This is a genomic window from Vibrio sp. MACH09, assembly GCF_033238805.1.
GTDB lineage: Bacteria > Pseudomonadota > Gammaproteobacteria > Enterobacterales > Vibrionaceae > Vibrio.
This window is the reverse complement of the sequence record NZ_BSFZ01000002.1, coordinates 1,078,342-1,085,942: the sequence shown is the minus strand read 5'-3', so window position 1 is coordinate 1,085,942 and position 7,601 is coordinate 1,078,342. Positions and strand designations below refer to the sequence as shown.

At 42.7% G+C, this 7,601-nt stretch carries 6 protein-coding genes; 1 reads left to right on the top strand and 5 read right to left on the bottom strand.

Annotated elements, in window-relative coordinates; translation table 11 throughout:
* The first annotated feature begins 661 nt into the window (after positions 1-661).
* Positions 662-2,608, top strand: a complete 1,947-nt coding sequence (locus CHJ_RS20150) for an ATP-binding cassette domain-containing protein (RefSeq protein WP_317918793.1) — start codon at positions 662-664, stop codon at positions 2,606-2,608.
* A gap of 102 nt (positions 2,609-2,710) precedes the next feature.
* Here CHJ_RS20150 and dsbD read toward each other — a convergent pair whose 3' ends face one another.
* From dsbD to CHJ_RS20125, 5 genes are read right to left on the bottom strand one after another with little or no spacing between them, the layout of a single operon-like run.
* A complete protein-coding gene (dsbD, locus tag CHJ_RS20145) occupies positions 2,711-4,489 on the bottom strand; it encodes a protein-disulfide reductase DsbD (RefSeq protein WP_317918792.1) in 1,779 nt (592 codons plus the stop codon).
* Positions 4,486-5,382 (bottom strand): FAD:protein FMN transferase, encoded by an 897-nt coding sequence (locus tag CHJ_RS20140; protein ID WP_317918791.1) that lies wholly within the window; start codon positions 5,380-5,382, stop codon positions 4,486-4,488. Before CHJ_RS20140 ends, dsbD begins: the two co-directional genes overlap by 4 nt.
* Positions 5,372-6,595 carry a DUF3570 domain-containing protein gene (locus CHJ_RS20135; RefSeq protein WP_171753942.1) on the bottom strand — a complete coding sequence of 408 codons (1,224 nt, stop codon included), beginning with the start codon at positions 6,593-6,595 and terminating at the stop codon, positions 5,372-5,374. Before CHJ_RS20135 ends, CHJ_RS20140 begins: the two co-directional genes overlap by 11 nt.
* A 34-nt stretch (positions 6,596-6,629) precedes the next feature.
* A complete protein-coding gene (locus CHJ_RS20130; RefSeq protein ID WP_317918790.1) occupies positions 6,630-7,106 on the bottom strand; it encodes a DUF4266 domain-containing protein in 477 nt (158 codons plus the stop codon).
* Complete coding sequence (locus tag CHJ_RS20125) at positions 7,106-7,570, bottom strand: TlpA family protein disulfide reductase (RefSeq protein ID WP_317918789.1); 465 nt, start codon at positions 7,568-7,570, stop codon at positions 7,106-7,108. Before CHJ_RS20125 ends, CHJ_RS20130 begins: the two co-directional genes overlap by 1 nt.
* Between the last annotated feature and the right edge of the window lie 31 nt (positions 7,571-7,601).

The window sequence follows — 7,601 nt, the reverse complement described above, 5'->3', positions numbered from 1 at the left end:
AGTAACAGACCCAACTAGCTTAATTTGCCCAAAAATTAATCAAAATAAAATAATGATAAAAAAAATGTGGTTATTTCTGAATGTTAATAATGTCACCAGAACTTAATATAAAAACCCGTTCACGTTATCTAAATTAAAACAACTCATTAACATCCACTTTATCAGAGGTGAACTTATAACATAAAAATGAGCCAATCACGAAAAGATATTGATCTATATAGATAAAAAGGACACATTATCCAGCCGAGCAATGCCAGTAAAACGATTGCCATCGACCATTAATAATTAAAACAAATAACACACTAATACGGCATTATAACACCGCGTAATATAAGACCGAACATTATATCAATAACTTTCCGCTATATGCAGAAATAGAATAAAATCTGTTAGCTATACCTATGCAACATGATGTAACGGTAACAATCAATATATTGTAACTATTTGAACATGACGATTTGAAAACAAATTGTTACGTGCAAGTAATAAAGGGTAAGGAATATTTCAGATTAGATTGTGCTATTTACGAGAGAGACTTATTATACGCCATTGACCTCAAGGTGCTTGCTCAGCGTCAGATAATCTTAAAAGGGATGCCATTGTGAATCCTGAACCTTGAGCTCACTTCGGTATTCAGGCAGTTATTTTCGATGAGACCTTTATGAAAACAGTTATCACACGGCTTGTAAAACAAGCTCAAGCCAGCTTTGATTGGAAAGCCTTTAAACACATAGAGGGAGAGACACTTGATCAACTTATCTCGCAACTTAAACCGCTGTTTATCGATCCTCTATTTAGCTATTCATTAGAAAAACGACCGGTAAACTCTGTCAATGACCTGCCTGAAGCCTTTATCATTTCCGATAATAATCCTTCGTTCGTGCAGCGTGTGGGCACCAACTTAGTCAATGACAGACATGAACAGATCGAGATGACAGATGTCATCGGTAAAGAAGTTGTATTTATTGAGGCATACCCTAAAAGCCTGAAAACCCGTGAATTTGTCGAAGTTATCTACCAACTCTTTCCTAAAATTAACTTTTTCCTTTTAGCGGCGGTTCCATTTGTTCTGATTCCTGCCTTTTACAGCAATTTATTCAACACACGACTCATTTTTAACTCCCAAGCTTCCACGCTTGTCTTTGTTACTCTGGCGTTTTTAATTTTATGGGGGTGCGAGTACGCCCTGAAACACATGATAAAGCATGTCCATTTAAGAAAAATCGACAAAAATGCCATCAAAATAGAGCGTTACTTACTCGCCCTGATGCCGGGCTTTAAACAGAAAGATAGCTTAACCAAAATGCGCATGGTGGAATCCAATAGAAAAGTTATCTGGGATAACCTGCCCAGCATAATAATGGACGCCTCCATATTTCTATTGGTGATCTCTCTTCTCTTCTTGTTTATTGGCAGCTACGCCCTTGGATTGTTTGCCTTTTATCTAGTTGTCATTGCTGCTGCAACCTACATGCGTTATCGAAATTACAAGGTGTTTATTGAACTTGAATCGGCTCAACAAGATCTACTCAATGAACGTATTTCTTACTACCGAAACAACAAGCAGTTAAGGTTTTTGAACAATCAATCTATGCTCAATAACTTTGAGAACTCATGTAAGAAATCATTTGATAGTGACCATAAGTTAGCCAGTTTTAACTTTAATTGGGAAGAGTTTGTTCGCGTTAGTTCATTTGTTGCCAGTTTCATGCTGTTTATCGTGCTGTTTTACACCTCCAAAGTCGACACCAGCGTATTTAACGTCCTATTTGCTTTGCTAATACTAAATGGCCGAGCGGCCTCAAGTGTGATCAGCTTTGTGACCAAGAGCTTCTTTGTTCTGATCTCAACCTACCACCTAAAGCTCGCTGTTGGAGAGTTGTTGGACAACCTTGAACCTAAGCTTGTTCAAAAAGGTCTGCATATTGAAAACATAACCAATGTTAGCTTAAAAAACGTCGACATCACCGCCGAACAGTCTCCGCTGCTGAATAATATTAATTTGCAGCTAACCAAAGGAAATACCTACGGATTTTATGGCCCTATCGGGTGTGGAAAATCAACATTGATGGCAGCCATTGTTCAGTCTCATACCGAACATAGCGGTACTATTCTGTACAATGATTTCTATAATAGCGCCGATATTGATCCTAACGTATTTGCCAAACAAGTCGTCTTTATCGACCCTAACTCTGAGTTTATTCGCGGCAGTGTCTATGCCAATTTTTATATGCGTGGTGTCACCGACGTGAACAAAATCACCAAGATATGCAGCTTGATTTTTACCCATGCGCCTATCGATTATGAATTTGTTTTCCAGAGAGATATTAGCCAGATCCCCATGTCGACAGGGCAAAAACGCAAACTGCTCATTTTGATGAGCGTCGATCCTAGTAAACAGATAATTATACTTGATGAAGCTCTGTCTAACCTGTCAACCGCGGATGTTAGCGCTCTGCTTCAGTATATTAAGCAAGAAGCGCCTGACGCGATATTACTGGTTGTCTCTCACGATAAAGTGACCCTAAATCAGCTGCCTAATCTCTATGAAATTAAAGAACAGCAGCTGGTACAGACTAAGAACTCTATTATTAAAATTCCATCCTAATTGGATCATGCATACTCAAGTTCCCGCCACCAGCCAAACTGGTGGCGGGCATTTCAGCAGCTAAGTCATTTCGAAACGAGGTCATTGTTAAACTAAAAAGAGTTAGCGACCGTTTTTACCCAAAGCGTTGGCTTGCGCTAACTTGATCTTAAATCCTTCCTTATCAATATCTCCCATAATACGGGCAGACTCCATCTCACCAGCTGACGAATAAAAGAAGATAGCAGGAGGGCCATAAACGTTTTTGTTGTTTAACCATGCCATCTGCTCTGAAGTACTGTCAGTGACATCGAGCTTAATCTTTTTCCATCCATTCAGTTGTTGCCGTATTTGCTCATCAGCAAACACATTCTTTTCTATCACTTTGCAAGAGACACACCAGTCAGCATACAAATCAATGAGCACCTTATCACCACTGCTTGTCGCATCATTAATGGTAGTTTCCAATTCATCAATGGAGGATAGTTTTATGAAACGGTTAGCCAATGAAGGTTTAGAGACAGAACTATTTACTGAGTTGTTCTTTTGCAGCGGGTCAAAAGGGTCGCTACCGCCATTTACTAAGCCCACCAACATGATTAACCCATAGAACAATGGCAACAGGGCAATGAGTTTTCGGGTTCTAGGCCAACCCGGATTGGCCGACTCCAATGCGCCAAAATGTATCCCGGTTCCAATGGCGAGCAGTGCCCACAGCGCCATAGTATAAGACGCATCAATAAAGCGACTTAACAGCACAATTGAGACCGCCAGTAATAGTACACCAAATATCTGTTTCACCGAGACCATCCATGCACCGCTGCGTAACAGAAGTCGACCGCCACTTGCACCAATGGCGATCAAGGGTACGCCCATGCCAAGCGCCATAACAAACAGTGTTGCGCCACCAAATAGCCAGTCTTGAGTCGTTGAAACATAGAGCAAAGTCCCCGCTAAGGGAGCGCTAACACATGGCGAAACAACAAGAGCAGAGATGGCGCCCATAGCAAAAACGCTGGCCATTTTTCCTCCGCCGAGCTTGTCTGAACCTTGATTCAGTCTCTGCTGTAGTGCCGCCGGTAGCTGAAGTTCGTAGAATCCGAACATCGCTAAGGCGAGCAAAACAAAAAGAGCAGCAAAAATACTAAGTAACCAAGGTTGCTGCATTGCGGCTTGCAAGTTAACGCCTTTTGCTAGTGTTGTAACCAAGATACCTGTTATCGCATAGCTGGTTGCCATGCCGAGAACATACGCGCTAGAAAGTGCTGCCCCCTTTCTGCCCGTCATCGCTTCTTGGCCGCCAATGATGCTAGCTAAAATAGGAATCATAGGCAGAACACAGGGTGTCAAAGATAAACCGAGACCAAGCAAGAAAAACACAAGCAGTGCTTTAGGCTTGCCCGCAGAGGATAAGAATGATGAAAGAGTAGAGGTATCTGTACTAAGTGCTGCGAAATCGAAGTAGCTTTCACTCTGTGATTCCGTTTTAGGCGCTAAACTTGGCGGTAGTTGAATGGTCTGCTTCTGAGGCAGGTAACACAATCCTTTGTCCGCACATCCTTGATACCTGACAGTCAGTGTCCCTTCCCCCGTATAAGGCAGCGTAATTTCCAACGGTTGGTGGAACACCACCACATTGCCCATATATGGATCTTGTTTTTCTTCCCCTGCTAATGAATAGCTGGGTTGAGAAATGGACAGAGCTTCATCTCCTTTAAAAGAGAAACGAGATTTATAGAGGTAATAGCCTTGTTGGGTATCAAATGTTACCAACACCGCGCCCTGTTCATTGAGCTGCCATGAAAAAGGAAAAGCCTGTTCAACAGGTAAAAAATCACTCTCTTCTGCAAAGGAAAAAGCAGAGACGAAAACAAATAATAGAGTTATGAAGTAACGCTTCATCGCAATAGAAACTCCGTGTCTTGATGAATAGTCAGCTGGTCATCGATAAAAATAGCGGCGACATTTTCTGGTATGGTTAGGGCTGGCTTTACCGTAAGTGAGGTACTTAGCGCCCCTGCTTCCAACACGGTCTTTGCCACGACCGTAACAGATAATATTTTTTTCTCGGTTTCTGTTGCTGACAAAATATGAGATGTGTTTTTATCTGCAAACTGAAAACGGCGCTGATAATGCGCAGAGGTCGTCAGCGCAGCATCTTCAACCGGAAGAGCAAAATAAGGCTTTGTACTCTGCTTCGGGTTAAGCACTGCTACATTAAATGGTGCACCATCCGGTTTTTTACCCAATGCAAAAATATCGCCGCCAAAATTGACCAACATAGACGTTATGCCATAGGACTTAGCAATCGCAACCGCTTGATCAACTGCATACTCTTTAATTACACCGCCTAAATCGAACTTTGTCTCTGGATGTTCAATGATCAGCCTGTTCTCTTCCAGCGTCCAACTCTGCTTACCCATCGCCCATTTTAAACGCTGAAATGCCTCTCGGTGAGAGAGCTTGGGCTCTCGCTGCAACAGGGCTTTTACGCTACCAACCGTCGTGTCGAATACATCATCAGACAAGGTTGCTAGAGTCTCTAGATGCTGAAATATCACCAAGGACTCATCATCTAATATCACCACGGAGCTGTTACGCTGATTCACCTTTTGACTCAACCAAGAGCTGTCTGAATAAAAGTTATATCGGCTCTCCAACCGTCGAGTATTAAAGATAATATCGTCTACGATACTCCCCACAGGCACACTCAGTTTTGTCGATGCAAACAGCTGAATCTCACATGGCACCGTCATAGCCTGAAAGCGATGAACGAAGGGCTCATTAGAACGCATAGGTCGCTCCTATTGCCCACCACTGTGCTTTAAATCCGTTACTCTGTTGATAATATGCCCCAAGAATATTCAGTCGTAGCTGTTTGATAACTTTGTAACTTGCGCCTATCTCGTAGGAATTTGCAGTAAAGTCACCTAAACGAAGGTCTGACGTTGCGTATCCCGTTGCAGCAAATGACGGGTTTGAGCTCTCAGGATCCCTATAAAAATCGGCCCCTTGTTGTTTGTACCAGAAATAACCCGGCGCTATCGTGAACTTCTCATTGAGCTGCCAAGACATTTTTCCGCCAATTTGATGAGAACTAACCCCCCAGTCATCTTGGAACCATTTGTACCTCGGCCTAACAACCACATCGTCATTAACCGAATAAAAGGCCTGAACGTTAATGCCACCTGACAAGCGAGTATCCGGTCGGGAATCTTGGCCAAGGAAGACTTCATCATTGTCAATTTGGTTATTATCATTAACATCAATTTCACGAAGAACGGTTAAATAGTGATTACTTAGATACCCTTTTCGATAGCCGGTGTAACCGGTAAAAACGGCATAGAGAGCAGGAGTAAATGTTTGTGATAGCCCAGCTTCAATGCTACCGGTAAAAATGTCTTTCCATTGCTGACTATTGGTAAAATTAGCGTATCGAGTAAAAGCTAAAGTCTGGTCGAATAGCGCGGAGCCACCCAAGCTGTAAGAGCGGTTTTTTGACCGATCAGCATAGACCAGCCCCTTGCCATTAATACCAAGACTCTCGTAGTCATCTTCTTTTGAAATATTGCCACCCAAGGTCCACTCATTTCGCTTTTTGTCACGATAAGTGGCACTTAAACCAACAGACTTACGGGTATCTTCTAAACTGTATTTTTGAACTTTGTAACCGCTTCTGTGTGGATCGTAACCTGACCGAATAACCTGATCTGTTTTGCTCTGTGCAAGTTCTGTTTTTTGTGCTCTCGCCAACGCATCAGCAGGACCAGAGATTGGTGTGGTAGGCCCCCAAGAAGGAGACGCACCAGATACGGTGTCGTAGCCTAGCTCGGCATTCAAAGTCCAGTCCAGCCCAATGCTTTTTTCAATAGAAATGACCGAATCATTTGCCGAGACTTTATCGTCATACTCTTTGTAGCTAAGAAAATGCTGCGAAATATGATCTTCTGCCATGGCACTGTTCGCCATAGCGGCTGCACCTAGCAGCGTAATTGGTAGTTTTTTCATTTTAATTCTTACTATCTATAAAAGTCTGTTGACTCTAGTTACAACCGCAACCGCCGCCGCCGACACCACTGCCACCTACGGAGCCTTGCTTATAGGCAAATACTTTTTCTGAGAACAGGTCAAACTCAGGAATAAGGCCACCGGGCTTCATCTCTTTTTTGGCCAGCGTGCCCTTTTCCCATGGTTTCACCTGTTCAATACCCAAGGCCTCATCAACAAAAGCTAAAGCGGAAGGACTCTCCTCTTCTGGCTCAATCACGGTATCTTTATCTAGCTGAAACTGCTCACTACGTGGTTTAACCAACTCAATATTTCGGCGCACACCTAAGTCAGAGCCGGCACTGCTGTACACCTTGCTAGAGATAACTTCTTCTTCAAAATTGCCGTTTTGTGAAACGACGACTTGCATCTTCTGACTCTTGTTACCCAAGCCACTTAAATCGATTTTTACTGAAGAGTGGGCAAAGCTTGAGAAAACCAGCGCACTCAAGATTAGCGTTCGATTAGCCATCACAATTGCACTCCCATTGCGGTCAAATCGCCAATGATGACGTCGCGGATATGGTTAATAGCACCAAAACGTATTTTGAGCACCTGACCTTGGTAGATGTAATACAGAGCAGGCATTCCAATGGGTTTAAACTCGGCGATAAGTTCTTGATTAGGGTCGTTAACAACAGGGAATGTTAGCCCTAGCTGTTTCTGAAACTGCAACCCAACCTCAACACTCTCATCCACATCGACACCTTTAATTGAGACGCCTGTCCCTTCTAGCTCATGAGCGAGCTGATTAACCTCGGGTAACTCCTCTTTACAGGAGACACACCATTCAGCAAAAAAGTCGACAATGGTTAATTCACTAGAGTCTATATTGAGTCTAGTGAGCACCTCTTTTGAAAGTGTGTCACCTTCTTGATAAGCCGATACCGGCAAAGAAATAGATAAGATTAAAAGAGCAAAAATCCTTTGAAACATACTGTTCTCCATTATTTATTATTAGGATTAT